This is a genomic window from Halovulum sp. GXIMD14793 (assembly GCF_054457435.1).
Genome location: NZ_JBTLNE010000005.1, coordinates 35,343 through 48,665, shown reverse-complemented (window position 1 = coordinate 48,665; position 13,323 = coordinate 35,343). Strand labels below are relative to the sequence as shown.

The 13,323-nt window shown below is 59.4% G+C and carries 11 protein-coding genes; 1 reads left to right on the top strand and 10 read right to left on the bottom strand.

Translation table 11 applies throughout. The annotated features are described in order from the left end of the window. Positions 1 to 122: 122 nt before the first annotated feature. Together uvrA and ACW9UQ_RS01820 are read right to left on the bottom strand one after the other, a co-directional pair. Entirely contained in the window at positions 123 to 2,978 is a 2,856-nt protein-coding gene (gene uvrA / locus ACW9UQ_RS01825) for an excinuclease ABC subunit UvrA (RefSeq protein ID WP_458929286.1), read from the bottom strand. Between the two features lie 247 nt (positions 2,979 to 3,225). Then, the gene (locus tag ACW9UQ_RS01820; protein WP_458929285.1) at positions 3,226 to 3,843 is read right to left on the bottom strand and encodes a lytic transglycosylase domain-containing protein; all 618 of its coding nucleotides are present in this window, start codon (positions 3,841 to 3,843) and stop codon (positions 3,226 to 3,228) included. A gap of 253 nt (positions 3,844 to 4,096) precedes the next feature. Here ACW9UQ_RS01820 and ssb point away from each other — a divergent pair, with 253 nt between their 5' ends. Continuing rightward, complete coding sequence (gene ssb, locus ACW9UQ_RS01815; protein WP_458929284.1) at positions 4,097 to 4,597, top strand: single-stranded DNA-binding protein; 501 nt, start codon at positions 4,097 to 4,099, stop codon at positions 4,595 to 4,597. Positions 4,598 to 4,748: 151 nt separating this feature from the next. Here ssb and ACW9UQ_RS01810 read toward each other — a convergent pair whose 3' ends face one another. The 8 genes from ACW9UQ_RS01810 to ACW9UQ_RS01775 all read right to left on the bottom strand — a co-directional run bounded on the left by ACW9UQ_RS01810 (position 4,749) and on the right by ACW9UQ_RS01775 (position 13,218). Then, entirely contained in the window at positions 4,749 to 5,309 is a 561-nt protein-coding gene (locus ACW9UQ_RS01810; RefSeq protein ID WP_458929283.1) for a putative glycolipid-binding domain-containing protein, read from the bottom strand. Positions 5,310 to 5,406: 97 nt separating this feature from the next. Continuing rightward, positions 5,407 to 5,664 (bottom strand): hypothetical protein, encoded by a 258-nt coding sequence (locus ACW9UQ_RS01805; protein WP_458929282.1) that lies wholly within the window; start codon positions 5,662 to 5,664, stop codon positions 5,407 to 5,409. A gap of 72 nt (positions 5,665 to 5,736) precedes the next feature. After that, positions 5,737 to 8,523 carry a bifunctional [glutamine synthetase] adenylyltransferase/[glutamine synthetase]-adenylyl-L-tyrosine phosphorylase gene (locus tag ACW9UQ_RS01800; protein WP_458929281.1) on the bottom strand — a complete coding sequence of 929 codons (2,787 nt, stop codon included), beginning with the start codon at positions 8,521 to 8,523 and terminating at the stop codon, positions 5,737 to 5,739. A 31-nt stretch (positions 8,524 to 8,554) separates the two neighbouring features. Beyond that, entirely contained in the window at positions 8,555 to 9,331 is a 777-nt protein-coding gene (locus ACW9UQ_RS01795) for a DUF817 domain-containing protein (protein WP_458929280.1), read from the bottom strand. After that, positions 9,328 to 10,107 (bottom strand): enoyl-CoA hydratase-related protein, encoded by a 780-nt coding sequence (locus ACW9UQ_RS01790; RefSeq protein ID WP_458929279.1) that lies wholly within the window; start codon positions 10,105 to 10,107, stop codon positions 9,328 to 9,330. Before ACW9UQ_RS01790 ends, ACW9UQ_RS01795 begins: the two co-directional genes overlap by 4 nt. 198 nt (positions 10,108 to 10,305) lie before the next feature. Further along, positions 10,306 to 11,646 (bottom strand): TRAP transporter large permease, encoded by a 1,341-nt coding sequence (locus tag ACW9UQ_RS01785; RefSeq protein WP_458929278.1) that lies wholly within the window; start codon positions 11,644 to 11,646, stop codon positions 10,306 to 10,308. After that, positions 11,639 to 12,172, bottom strand: a complete 534-nt coding sequence (locus ACW9UQ_RS01780; protein ID WP_458929277.1) for a TRAP transporter small permease subunit — start codon at positions 12,170 to 12,172, stop codon at positions 11,639 to 11,641. Before ACW9UQ_RS01780 ends, ACW9UQ_RS01785 begins: the two co-directional genes overlap by 8 nt. Before the next feature lie 17 nt (positions 12,173 to 12,189). After that, complete coding sequence (locus ACW9UQ_RS01775) at positions 12,190 to 13,218, bottom strand: TRAP transporter substrate-binding protein (RefSeq protein ID WP_458929276.1); 1,029 nt, start codon at positions 13,216 to 13,218, stop codon at positions 12,190 to 12,192. Positions 13,219 to 13,323: the final 105 nt, after the last annotated feature.

Sequence of the window (13,323 nt, the reverse complement as noted above, 5' to 3'; positions counted from 1 at the left end):
CGCGGTCATCTCGCGGACAGATCATGTGCCCGTGCACATATCTGAATATACATCCCGGTCGCGCCCCGCTTTTGCACCACCGGGATCCAGTTTGCGCCCAAGATGTTAACAGATCGAAAAGATCAGGCAGCGGAGCTTTTGACCGACAAAAGCGGGGCCAGATAGCGGCCCGTGTGGCTGGCTTTGACTTTGCAGATCTCTTCGGGCGTGCCGGCGGCAACAATCTGCCCGCCGCCATCGCCGCCCTCGGGGCCGATATCTATGATGTGATCGGCGGTCTTGATCACGTCGAGATTATGCTCGATCACCACAACCGAATTGCCCTGATCGACCAATTCATGCAGCACTTCCAACAACTTGCGCACATCCTCAAAATGCAAGCCGGTGGTGGGTTCATCCAGGATATACAGGGTCCGGCCGGTGGCACGTTTGGACAATTCCTTGGACAGCTTGACGCGCTGCGCCTCCCCTCCTGAAAGGGTGGTCGCCTGCTGGCCAACCTTGATATAGCTCAGGCCAACCCGCATGAGCGCGGTCATTTTCTCGCGGATTGACGGCACCGCCTTAAAGAATTCCTCGGCATCCTCTACCGTCATATCCAGCACGTCCGAGATGCTCTTGCCCTTGAACTTCACCTCAAGCGTTTCGCGGTTATAGCGCTGGCCGCCGCAGCTTTCGCAGGTGACATAGACATCGGGCAGAAAGTGCATCTCGATCTTGATGACGCCATCGCCCTGGCACGCCTCGCACCGGCCGCCTTTGACGTTAAAGCTAAAGCGCCCGGGCTTGTAACCGCGCGCCTTGGCTTCGGGCAGACCGGCGAACCAGTCCCGGATCGGGGTGAAGGCCCCGGTATATGTGGCCGGGTTGGATCGGGGCGTGCGGCCAATGGGGCGCTGGTCGATATCGATGACCTTGTCCAGATGTTCCAGCCCTTTGATGGTGCGGCAGGGCGCAGGCACCTGCTGCGCGCCGTTCAGCCGCATGGAGGCTGTTTTGAACAGGGTTTCGATGGTCAGGGTCGATTTGCCGCCCCCCGATACGCCGGTGACACAGACAAACTGGCCCAGCGGGAATTCTGCGGTGACATCCTGCAAATTGTTGCCAGTGGCGCCCTCGATCACAAGTTTCTTGCCATTGCCCTTGCGCCGCTTGGCCGGAACCGGGATGGAGCGTTTGCCCGACAGATATTCACCGGTGATGGACCCTTTGGCCTTGGCGATCTGCTTTGGCGTGCCCTTTGCAACAATCTCGCCGCCATGCACACCAGCGCCGGGGCCGATATCCAGAACATAATCCGCCTCGCGCACCGCCTCTTCGTCATGTTCGACAACGATCACCGTGTTGCCCTGATCGCGCAGGTTTTTCAGCGTGGTTAGCAGCCGGTCATTGTCACGCTGGTGAAGCCCGATAGAGGGTTCGTCCAGCACATAAAGCACCCCGGTCAGGCCCGAGCCGATCTGGCTGGCCAGCCGAATGCGCTGGCTTTCCCCACCAGACAACGTGCCCGAGGACCGGCTGAGCGTCAGGTAATCCAGACCGACATTGATCAGAAAGCCAAGACGTTCCCTGATTTCTTTCAGGATGGCATGAGCTATGGCGTTTTTCTGGTCATTCAGCGTTGCAGGCACGCCCTCAATCCAGGCCAGTGCCTCTTTGATCGACCTCTCGACCGCCTGGCCCGCATGTTTGCTGTCGATCTTGACCGCCAATGCTTCGGGCCGCAGCCGATAACCGCCGCAGGCCGCGCAGGGGCGGTTGTTCTGGTATTTCTCTGACTCTTCGCGCACCCAATTGCTGTCGGTTTCGCGAAAGCGGCGCTCCATGGTCGGGATCACGCCCTCAAACGGGCGGGTGATCTCGTAGACGCGGCCGCTATCATCATAGCGGAACTTGATCTCTGCCTTGCCCGAACCGTGTAGAAAAACCTTTTGCACATCGGGTGTCAGATCTTTCCAGCGGGCCGAGGCCTTGAAGCCGTAATGCTTGGCAATCGCCTCGATCGTCTGGCGGAAATACGGGGTTTTGGTCTTGCCCCAGGACGCAATCGCCCCATCCACCAGTTTGATATTCTCATCCGGGACGATCAGGCGTTCATCAAAGAACAACTCCTGCCCCAGCCCGTCGCAGGCCGGACAGGCCCCAAATGGTGCGTTGAAAGAGAACAGGCGCGGCTCAATCTCGGGAATGGTAAAGCCCGAGACGGGACAGGCGAAATTCTCGGAAAAGGTGATCCGCTCTGGATCACCCTCTTTCGGGACGGTTTCCAGAACGGCAATGCCATCTGCCAGATCAAGGGCGGTGCGGAAACTGTCGGCCAGCCGGGTTTCCATATCAGCCTTGACCACCACCCGGTCCACCACAACGTCGATATTGTGGCGGTACTTTTTGTCGAGGGTCGGCGGCTCGGTCAGGTCGTAAAACTCCCCATTCACCTTAACGCGCTGGAAGCCCTGCTTTTGCAATTCCGCAAATTCCTTGCGGTATTCGCCCTTGCGGTCGCGCACGATGGGGGCCAGCAGATAGGCGCGGATCCCCTCCTCCATCTTCATCACGCGGTCCACCATGTCCGAGACCTGTTGCGCCTCAATCGGCAGGCCGGTCGCGGGGCTGTAGGGGGTGCCGACCCGGGCAAAGAGCAGCCGGAGATAATCGTAAATCTCCGTCACCGTACCAACGGTCGAGCGCGGGTTTTTTGACGTGGTTTTCTGCTCTATCGAGATCGCGGGGCTAAGACCCGCGATGTGGTCCACATCCGGTTTCTGCATCATGTTCAGGAACTGGCGGGCATAGGCCGACAGGCTTTCGACATAGCGCCGCTGCCCTTCGGCATAGATCGTGTCAAATGCCAGGCTGGATTTGCCCGAACCGGACAAGCCGGTGATCACCACCAGCTTGTCACGCGGGATATCCACATCAAACCCTTTCAGGTTATGCTCCCGCGCGCCGCGAATTTCGATATTCTTCAGCTCTGCCATACCCGCCCCAACGCGTTTTGCGGCAACCTAGTGCACCGACCGGTGATTCCCAATTCATAGATTTGGAACAAAACGTGATCATTGGCAAGGTTAATGCGTCCCGGCCCGCGATGTTTCGGCAAATTTCGTCTAGGTCGTGGGGACGGTTCAAGTCGTGCCGTGATCGTCGGCGATTGTCCTATGGCGCTAGACGATCAGATGCCCTGAGTTTGCAACCCAGCCTTTCCGGTTTCCGCTACCAGACTGCCTACTGACCGTAAATCTTCCGAACGTAGTTCTGCGTTTCTTTGTAAGGAGGCACCCCATTATAGCGCCGCACCGCCGCTGGTCCGGCGTTGTAGGCAGCAAGGGCCAGGCGCCAGCTTCGGAATTCGCGGTATTGCATCGCCAGATAGCGAGCCCCGCCATCAAGGTTCTGTTTGGGATCATGCGGATCAACGCCCAATGCACGGGCGGTAAATGGCATCAGTTGTGCCAAACCGATTGCCCCTTTGTGGGACTGTGCCTTTGGCTGCCAGTTACTTTCCTGTGTGACCAGCGCCATGAACAGATTTACCGGTATGCCATGCCGCACCGCAGCGGCACGGGCGTGAACCGTATAAGGGCTGGCGGGATGTTTGGTCGAGGCATAGACACCCGGATTATACACATCCAGCTTAACACCGTTCGGATTGGTCTTCGCCTCTTCTTCACGCTGCAGCCTTGGGGTGCGGGGCGTTCCAACCTTTGCACCAGGAACGGGCTTGCGGATCAGATCGCGGTCCTGCGACGGCAAGCTGGACGAATTGGAGAAAATGATTTGTGAAGACGCACCACCTGCAAAGCAAAACAGCAATGCCAATCCCAAAACCACACGCTTGACCATGCTTTCCCCCCTATCAGGTCAACCATTTACGCAACCGCCGAGGCTGGATCGGCGGGCCTGCGCGTTTTTAGCCGACTGGTTGCAGAAAGTCACCAGTCAACTGTTCACTAAAGTTTTCTTAATATTTTAGGCCTCTTGTCACCTTTGCGCGACAGGGTTGGTCTGAACCCGGACCGCTGTTCCGGCATGGTCTGCGGCTTGGAAGTTGGTTAATGTCGCGCGAGGATTCGGATTTTGCAGCAAGAGGCACGCAATGGCAGGAAGTTTGAACAAGGTAATGCTGATCGGAAATCTGGGGGCCGACCCCGAGGTCCGGACCTTTCAGAACGGCGGCAAGGTCTGCAATCTGCGTGTGGCGACCTCGGAACGCTGGCGAGACCGCAATTCGGGTGAGAACCGCGAGCGGACCGAATGGCATCAAGTGGCGATCTTCAATGAACGTCTGGCCGATCTGGCGCAGCAATATCTGCGCAAAGGCTCCAAAGTGTATCTTGAGGGCAAACTGGAAACCCGCAAATGGCAGGACCAGTCCGGCCAGGACCGCTATTCAACCGAGGTTGTCCTGCGCCCCTATTCCGGCGAGATGACCTTCCTTGATCGCGCAGGCGAAGGCGGCGGGAATGGTGGCGGCGGCTATGGCGGCGGTTCGGGTGGCTACAGCGGCGGTGGCGGGAGCGGCGGCGGCGGCTATGACGACCGCGGCGCACCGCCTGCAGGTGGCAACAGCGATCTGGACGACGAAATTCCGTTCTGATCCAAGGCAGCGTTTCGCGAAGGGCCGAAGATTGCGGTTTTCGCGAAACGCGGTGATATCAGGGGCCCGTCTGCAACAACGCGACAAAAAGGCGCGACACTCGCACCACAGAAACATGCCTTAGAGAGGCTTCTTCCCCTCTAAGCGCTTCTTATCCCACCCGGCGAAAGGTCTCCGGATAGTCGATCACAAGCCCAGCCTCATCAATTTCCAGCTCCGCTGTGAACTTGCGAAACAGTCCGTCATACCGATACAGGCGGCCCGGCTGCAGACAGGTGTACCGTTGTTCTGCCCTCTGCGGTAAGAAGTGCCCGTTGATCTGATCGGGCAGCGGAACATAGGCGACGGCAATGTCATGGCTTTCGCCAAGGGCAAGCTTAAGCCGCTTTATCGGCAGGGTGTTGGTGGCTGGTGTCATGCCGATATCCACATCAAAGCAGCCATCCAGATCAGGCAGCGCCGTGTCCCGGATGGCGTCGCGCCAATGCCCACTGGTATCCACTTCAAGATGCAAGTCCGGGCCATCAAGGTAGCTGACCTTTACCTCACGGGTTCTGAAGGCGTCATCCGTCCGCACAAAATACCGGCCGCCATAATGCCCGTGGCGTGTGCCGGCGACGACGCCTTCCAGCGTCAGGCCGCTATTGCTGCTGCGGCACACGCAATGCTCCAGACCCTGCCCCTGCCAATCCTGCCAACGCACATCTGACATCGTCGTCTCCTTCTACTAGAACCAGTTCAAAACCGATCCACGCGTCGGGTAAAGAAGTAAATCACGCCTGCTCGGCTGTTAGATGCCCTACCGCACCTCAGTCGGATCGCCGCCGTCTTCTGGCGGGTCGCACGACCAGCCCCTCTTGCAGAACTTCGGTCATGGGGTGGTCGGGAAATCTTGGGGCGTAGTGATTATGTAGGGCACGGATTGAGGCGATGGGATCAGCCATGTCAGGCGCGCCGATGGCCCAGTCAAAAAAGACTGTGCGGCAATCCTTGGCGCTTATTCCGTCCATGGAATAGGCCTCGCGGATCAGACCGCGGGGATCTTCGGGGATATCACCTTGCGACATGGGGCCGTGTTCTTGTGGCTTGCTTCGACATTTCGCCTGCATAGACTGGTCAGATGGGCGGGTGCAAGCATATCAGGCGGCACCAATACGCCGGGTTATGATGTCACCGGCGCGCGCGGCGGCATCGGCAAGTGCCGCTTGCAAGGCCTCGGCACTGGGGTGATCCGTGGCGTGGCACAAAAGCTGCCATAGACCGCGCCCGGTGCGGCCCGCCTCGATCCTGCCGCCGAGACAGAGCCGCGCAATCTGCTGAACGGCGGTATAGAGTTCAAGGGCGGCGCTCAGCCCCCCCGCGTCAGACGCGTCAAGCCAGCTGCTTTTGGCCAAAGCAGCGGCCATATCCCGTGGGCTTTGTGACATACCGCCAGATAACAGCGCTCCGGCTTGCAGAAGCAATTCGATATCGAGCATCCGGCCCGGACCCAGCTTGACCTCCCACGGGTTATCGGCGGCCTTGCTGTTGGCCTCGAACAGGCGGCGGCGCATGTCGCCAGTGTCATGGATGACCTTTTGTGTGTCTTGCGGTTCCGCCAGCACTGTATCAATCGCCTCCCTGATTTGCGCCATCAGGTGGGCAGGCCCCGCCAAAGGCCGGGCCCGGGTCAATGCCAGATGTTCCCACGTCCAGGCTTCCTCTTTCTGGTAGGTTCGGAACGCGGTCAGCCCCGTCGCCACCGGTCCCTGCCGGCCCGAGGGGCGCAGGCGCATATCGACAGGGTAAAGCGTGCCCTCTGCCGTCTGCGCCGTCAGGGCCGAGATCAGCGCCTGCGTCAGCTTCGCATAATATGGCCCCGCCATCAGCCCCCGGGGCCCGTCCGAGATCGCATCAAGCGGCGCGTCATAAATCACGATCAGATCCAGATCCGAGGTCGCCGTCATCTCGCGCGAGCCAAGCTTTCCCATCGCAACCACCGCGGCCCCCTGCCCCGGTGCGTTTCCGTAGCGTCTGGCATGTTCTCTGGTCACATGGGGCAACAGGGCGAACAGCGTGGCCTCGGCCAGGGCGGAATAGGCGACACCTGCTTCATAGGGGTTGATCAGGCGGCGCAACAATTGCACACCGATCTGAAAGCGGCGTTCCTTTTGCCAGCGGCGCGCGGCATCCAGCACAGTTTCGTAATCCGTACTGTCGGCCAGTTGCAGCGACAGGGCCGCGCCCAGCGCAGCCGCGTCCGGGGTGGGTTCAAAGAAACCCGGATCCAGCACCGCATCGAAAACCCGGGCATTGCGCCCAAGATATTCAGCCAGACGCGGCGCGGTGGCGCAGATTTCCACCAGCAGATCCATCAGTTTGGGATTGGCCTCAAACAGCGAGAAAAGCTGCACACCGGCAGGCAGACCGCGCAAGAAAACATCGAATTGCGCCAGCGCCTCCATCGGGCGGGGGGCGTCGGCCAGTCGGGGGGCCAGCATCGGTTCCAGCCGGGCGAAGATTTCTTCGGCGCGGGCGCTGCGCAGGGCCGGAATCGTATTCCAGGCGGCGGCGGTGTCCCGGGCCGCCTCGGGATCATCGAACCCGCACCACGGATCGTCTTCCTCCTGCGTCTGCTGCGGCACGAAGAACGCTTCGGTCATCGTATGGACCGCGGCGAACCGCTCAGTCAGTTCTGCCTCGAAGGCGGCAAAGTCGGATCGACCACACAGCGCCGCGACCCGGCGGCGCGCCGGTTCTTCAGTCGGATAGGTCTGGGTCTGCGCGTCATCAATCATCTGCAGCCGGTGTTCCAGCGTGCGGTGCTCGACATAAGCCGCAGACAGCGCATCGCGCATCTCTGCGGGCAGCCATCCCCGGTCCGCCAGATCGGCAAGCGTGACCAGCGTCCGCCGGTCGCGCAGCCCCGGGTCGCGGCCACCATGGATCAACTGCTGGGTCTGAGCCAGAAATTCAATCTCGCGAATGCCGCCGCGTCCCAGTTTGACGTCATGCCCGGGCAAGGTCAGCGGACCGCCCAGACCTTTGTGCTTGCGAATGCGCAGGCGCATGTCATGAGCGTCCTGCAGAGCGGCAAAATCCAGATTCTTGCGCCAGACAAATGGCGTCAGGGCCTCAAGAAACGCCTCCCCCGCCTGCTGATCCCCGGCGGCAATCCGCGCCTTGATCATCGCCGCGCGTTCCCATGTGCGGCCTTGGGTTTCGTAATACCGCTCTGCTGCGCCCATTCCGATGCATACCGGTGTAACCGACGGATCAGGGCGCAGGCGCAGATCGGTGCGGAACACGTAGCCATCGGCGGTGTTGTCCGACAAAAGCTTCACCATCCGCTGGGTGATGCGCACGAAGCTTTTGCGAATATCCGGGTAATCCTCGCCGGGATATAAGCTTTCGTCGAAGAGCAGGATCAGGTCAATATCGGAGGAATAGTTCAGCTCCCCCGCGCCCATCTTGCCCATGGCGATGGCGAACAGACCGCCATCGGGGCGGTCGGTCTCGGGCAGTTTGCCGCGCGCCTGTTCGGCGTTGACCAAATATGACAAAGCCGTCTGCACCGATGCGTCCGCCAGCGCGGTCAGCGCCCCGGTGACCTGATCCAGCGACCAGACGCCGCCCAGATCGGCCAGCCCGATCAAAAGTGCGGCACGCTGCTTGGCCCGGCGCAAGGCGGTGCTGAGGGCATCAAACCCGTTGCCCTCGATCACAAGCGTGCGGGCCAGAACCTCGTCCACATCGCCCGCAGCCAGATCGCGCAGCCAGTCGGCCTCTTTCCGGATCACACCACAGAGAAAGCGGCTGCTGGCAGCGGTTCCCACGACCAGATCCCGCATCGGTCCTGACAGGTCGGAAAAGTTGCTTTTGATCTCTGCCGCGATATCGGCATCGAAAGGGATCGGCGCGGCGGTGATCTGATCGGCAAAGCTCATGATGGTTTTGTTCCCCGCCCTGCCCCTTCGGTCAAGCCCGAGGTTCAGGCTGGGGCTTTTGCACAAGGGTGACCAAGACAAAGCTCAGGATCATCAGCAGATACCAAGATCCCAGCTTGGACCAGCTGACCAACTGCCAGCCCCCGGCCTGTTCGGGATAAATCCAGGCGCCACCAAAGGTGCCGATATTCTCGGCAAACCAGATAAAGATCGAGACCAGAAAAAAGCCCAGCGCCAGCGGCATCTTCAGCCGCATCGCCTTTGGTCGGTAGTGCACCCAGCAAGGTCCATAGAGGATAAGGGTTGCGGCAATCAGCACATAGCGCAGGTCCACCGTATAATGATGGGTGAAGAAATTGAGGTAAGAGGCCACGCTAACCAACACTGTGGCCCAAAACGGCGGATAGCGGGTGAAGCGAAAGTCAAAGATACGCCAGACCCGCGCCAGATAAGAGCCGACAGCGGCATACATAAAGCCCGAGAATAACGGCACGCCACCTATGCGAAACAGCGCCTCTTCTGGATAGATCCAGCTGCCTGCGGCCGTTTTGAAAACCTCCATCGCCGTGCCAACGATGTGGAAAATCGCGATAACCTTGACCTCGTCCCAGGTTTCCAGCCGCCCCAGGATCATGCCGATCTGGATCACAACGGCCATCAGGAACAGGAAATCATAGCGGTGAAGCGCCGCTTCTGCGGGGTAGAACGCCCATGTTGCCAGGATCAGCGCCAGCATCAGCCCGCCAAACAGGCAGGCCCAGGCCTGTTTCAGCCCGAACCACCAGAATTCAAAAAGTGCGGCTTTCAACGTCCCTCGTACCGCGCCGGACGTTTTTCCAGAAAGGCCATCACACCTTCGGTAAAGTCGCGCGTCTTGCCCGCCTGTCCCTGCAACTGCGCCTCAAGCGTCAGTTGTTCGTCCAGCGTGTTATCGTAAGAGCCACGCAGCGCCTGTTTCAGCAACCCGTAGGCTGCGGTAGGCCCATTGGCCAGATGCTGGGCGCGTTCCTGGATCGTGGCAGCAAAGCTGTCATCGGGAACCGCCTCCCAGATCATGCCCCATTGGTCGGCCTGATCCGCAGTGATCCGGTCGGCAAACATCGCAGTACCCATCGCCTTGGCAAAGCCCATCTGGCGCGGCAGCCAATAGGTGCCGCCAGCATCCGGGATCAGGCCAATGCGGGCAAAGGCCTGCACGAAAAAGGCCGACTTGGCCGCGATCACCACATCTGCAGCCAGCGCAATATTTGCCCCAGCCCCCGCCGCTGGCCCGTTCACGGCCGAGATGGTCGGGATCGGACAATCATAGATCGCACGCAACAGCGGCTCGTACTCCTCGCGCAGGGTGCGTTCCATGTCGATATCGGCTGAGGTCGTGCGATCCCCCAGATCCTGGCCCGAGCAAAACCCCTTGCCCGCCCCGGTCAGGACAATCACCCGCGCGCCATCCTCGGGCGCATGTTTGACCGCATGCAGAATATCCATCCGCATCTGAGAGTTCAGCCCGTTCATCACTTCGGGCCGGTTCAGCGTGATGGTCGCAACCCTGTCGCTGACTTTGTAAAGGATCGTCTCATAGCTCATTCCGGGCGCCCCCTGTCGTAGATTTCCGCAAACCTAGCCCGGGCTTTCTGGCAGGGAAAGCGAAACCTGAGGTCAGCAAGCGGGCGAAAGCGGAAAACTATTTGGAACCGATGTGAATTTAGGCGAAATAATTAATCGGATTCTATGTAAGTAAGGAGCGGATTTTCTACCACATAAACCGTATATATTCATGAGCACCTAATCACTTATTCCCGGCAACCAAAGAACCAGATCGGGAAAGGCCAGTATCAGCCCAAGGCCGATAAGCTGAAGCAGCACAAACGGCACCACACCGCGATAGATTGTGCTGATCGGCAGATCCTCTGCAATGCCACGCAGATAAAACAGCGCATAGCCGAAGGGCGGTGTCAGAAACGATGTTTGCAGGTTCACCGCCAGCGCGACGGCGAACCAGATCAACACCGCCTCTTTGCCAAGGCCCAGATCAAGCCCAGTGATGACGGGGGCGACAATGGGTACGACGACCAGTGTGATCTCGACCCATTCAAGGAAAAAGCCCAACAGAAACACGAAGCCCATGATCATCAGGATCGCGATCATGGGGCTGGCGTTATCAAAGGCAAACATCTCGACAATCATCTTGTCGCCGCCCAGTTTGCGAAAGATCAGCGAAAAAATTGAGGCACCAATCATGACGAAGACGATCATCGCGGTTGTGCGGGTCGTCTCGGTCAGCGCTTCGGCCAGTGTGCGCCAGTCCAGGCTGCGTGAGATAAGGGCGATAAACATTGCCCCGGCGGCCCCGATGGCCGCAGATTCGGTCGGGGTGGCGATACCGGCAATGATCGTGCCCAGCACCGACAGGATCAGCAGGATCGGCAGGATCAGGTCCTTAATCAGCATCAGAACAACCTGTGCCATCGGCATCGGCGGCAGGCTGCGTGCTGGGGGCATGCGGTCGGGCGAAATTATGGCAACCACCGTCAGATAAGCAGCATATAGCCCGGCCAGCAACAGGCCGGGCAGCATGGCCCCAAGGAACAGATCGCCAACCGAAACGTTCAGCTGGTCGCCAAGAATGATCAGCATCACCGACGGCGGGATCAGAATGCCCAGCGTACCGCTGGCAGCGATCAGCCCTGCCCCGATCCGCATATCATAGCCGTTCTGGCGCATGGCAGGCAGCGCCATCATCCCGATCAGCACGACCGATGCCCCAATAATCCCGGTCGAAGCCGCCATGATCACGCCCAGAAACGCAACGGCAAAGGCATAGCCTCCGGGCAAGGACCGGAACAACGCCGCCAACGCCCGCAACAGGCGTTCTGCAATGCCGGATCGTTCCAGCATCAGGCCCATAAAGACAAACAGCGGGATCGCGATCAGCAACCAGTTGGTCAGTACACCCGAATACATGCGCTGCACGCCAATGGACAGGAACAGCAGCGGTACATCGGCCATCAACGCCGTAAGTATTCCGACACCGGCCAGCACAAAGGCCACCGGGTAGCCCGAAAAAATCCCCGCCAGCAGCGCCAGCAGCATCAGAACAGGCCAGGAGGTCAGCGTTTCAATCATTCCGGATCAGCTTCTTAATCCCCAACCCAACGCGCGCCAGTGCCGACACCCCCAACAAGCCGAACGCCAGCGGCAGGCAGGCCTTAATCACCCAGCGATCCATCAACCCGCCATAGCTGGAGCCTTCGCCCGCATTGAACGCCGTTATCGCGAACTTGGTCCCGTACCAGCACATGATGGCGCAAAATGGCAGCAGGAAAAGCAGATCACCCAGGATCTGGACGGCTGTGCGCATCTTCGGTGGGAAGCGGGAGGACAGAAAATCAACCGAAACATGCCCATTATCGCGGAACGCCAACACCCCACCAAAAAGCGAGATCACCGCAAACAGGTACCATTGCAGGTCCATCATAGAGTTTGCGGTGATCCCGTCGCCCAGCAGGAACACACGGCCATCCCAGTCCCAAAAGGCGTTAAAGCCGACTTGTGCTGCATAAAGCGCCGCACAGACGCTGGCGATCAGGGGCAGGATCAGCCAGCCAACCCAGCGGCCGGGCAAGGCACAAAGATCAAGGATCCATCGCATCGCCCGGCCGACTCTGTTCAGCGATCAAGCTGCTGAAGCGCGCTCCACCGCCCTTGGGCAGCGATATAGGCGGTCAACGACTCATACGCTTCCTTGAAGTAGGGATCGTTGGCTGCTTCCTCCTCCATCACCTCGATTGAGGCAGCTTTCAGGGCCGCAAGCACATCATCAGGGAAGCGGCGCACGGTCGCCCCTTCGGCCTCCATCTTGGCGATCGGATCGGCCTGATTGTGGATCTGGTCAATCAGGTTTTCGGTGATATTGGCTTTGCACGCCTCGATCATGATGGTCTGGTTCTGTTCAGAGAACCCGTTCCAGACATCCATGTTGATGATGATCGAATCCCAGCTCGCGGGCTGATGCCAGCCGGGGAAATAGTAGTTCTTGACGATCTTGTGAAAGCCCAGATTGACGTCGATCTGCGGCACCGAGAATTCCGCCGCATCCAGCCGCCCGGTTTCCAGCGCCACGTAAATCTCACCTGCAGGCACGATCTGGGGGTTCGCGCCCAGTTTGGCCAGCGTCTTGCCGCCAAGCCCTGCAATGCGGATATTCTTGCCTTTCAGATCCTCGACGCTGTTGATTTCGTCATGATACCAGCCACCCGCTTCAGGCAGAACCAGATGACAGGGGATGATCTTGACGTTGTGTTCGTCATAGGCCTTCTGAATGATCTCCAGCCCACCACCTTCGAACATCCAGCCAAGGAAGACCTCCGGCGGGGGGCCAAAAGGCATCGCGCCCACAAGATTGGCCACCGGGATCGTGCCTGACCAGTATCCGATCCAGTCAAAGCCCATGGGCAATGCACCGGAACTGACGGCCCCGAAAACCTCGAAACCGGGTACAAAATCACCCGCGCCATGCACGGTGATGTCCACCTCGCCGCCGGTCATCAGCCGGACCTTGTCGGCCCAAAGCCCAGGGCTGGGCCCGATTGATGGGATCGCCAGCGGGAATGTGCTTTGCAGATCATAAGTGTCCGCTTGCGCGGGCGCTGTCAGGGCCGCTGCGGTGACGGTCGCAGCAGTAAGAATGCGTTTCATATATCCTCCCTTCCGGCTCAATGGGTGGCCGGTTTTATTGGCGCATCTCTTCTCTTGCGCCTGTATTCACGTTAGCCATAGGATAATAACTTAGCAATCAGCAAA

Bases quoted from the DNA above. Each gene is read 5' to 3' on its own strand.
- ssb (WP_458929284.1), top strand. From the start codon at position 4,097: ATGGCAGGAAGTTTGAACAAGGTAATGCTGATCGGAAATCTGGGGGCC.
- ACW9UQ_RS01810 (WP_458929283.1), bottom strand. From the start codon at position 5,309: ATGTCAGATGTGCGTTGGCAGGATTGGCAGGGGCAGGGTCTGGAGCAT.
- ACW9UQ_RS01805 (WP_458929282.1), bottom strand. From the start codon at position 5,664: ATGTCGCAAGGTGATATCCCCGAAGATCCCCGCGGTCTGATCCGCGAG.
- uvrA (WP_458929286.1), bottom strand. From the start codon at position 2,978: ATGGCAGAGCTGAAGAATATCGAAATTCGCGGCGCGCGGGAGCATAAC.
- ACW9UQ_RS01780 (WP_458929277.1), bottom strand. From the start codon at position 12,172: ATGCGATGGATCCTTGATCTTTGTGCCTTGCCCGGCCGCTGGGTTGGC.
- ACW9UQ_RS01820 (WP_458929285.1), bottom strand. From the start codon at position 3,843: ATGGTCAAGCGTGTGGTTTTGGGATTGGCATTGCTGTTTTGCTTTGCA.
- ACW9UQ_RS01775 (WP_458929276.1), bottom strand. From the start codon at position 13,218: ATGAAACGCATTCTTACTGCTGCGACCGTCACCGCAGCGGCCCTGACA.
- ACW9UQ_RS01800 (WP_458929281.1), bottom strand. From the start codon at position 8,523: ATGAGCTTTGCCGATCAGATCACCGCCGCGCCGATCCCTTTCGATGCC.
- ACW9UQ_RS01790 (WP_458929279.1), bottom strand. From the start codon at position 10,107: ATGAGCTATGAGACGATCCTTTACAAAGTCAGCGACAGGGTTGCGACC.
- ACW9UQ_RS01785 (WP_458929278.1), bottom strand. From the start codon at position 11,646: ATGATTGAAACGCTGACCTCCTGGCCTGTTCTGATGCTGCTGGCGCTG.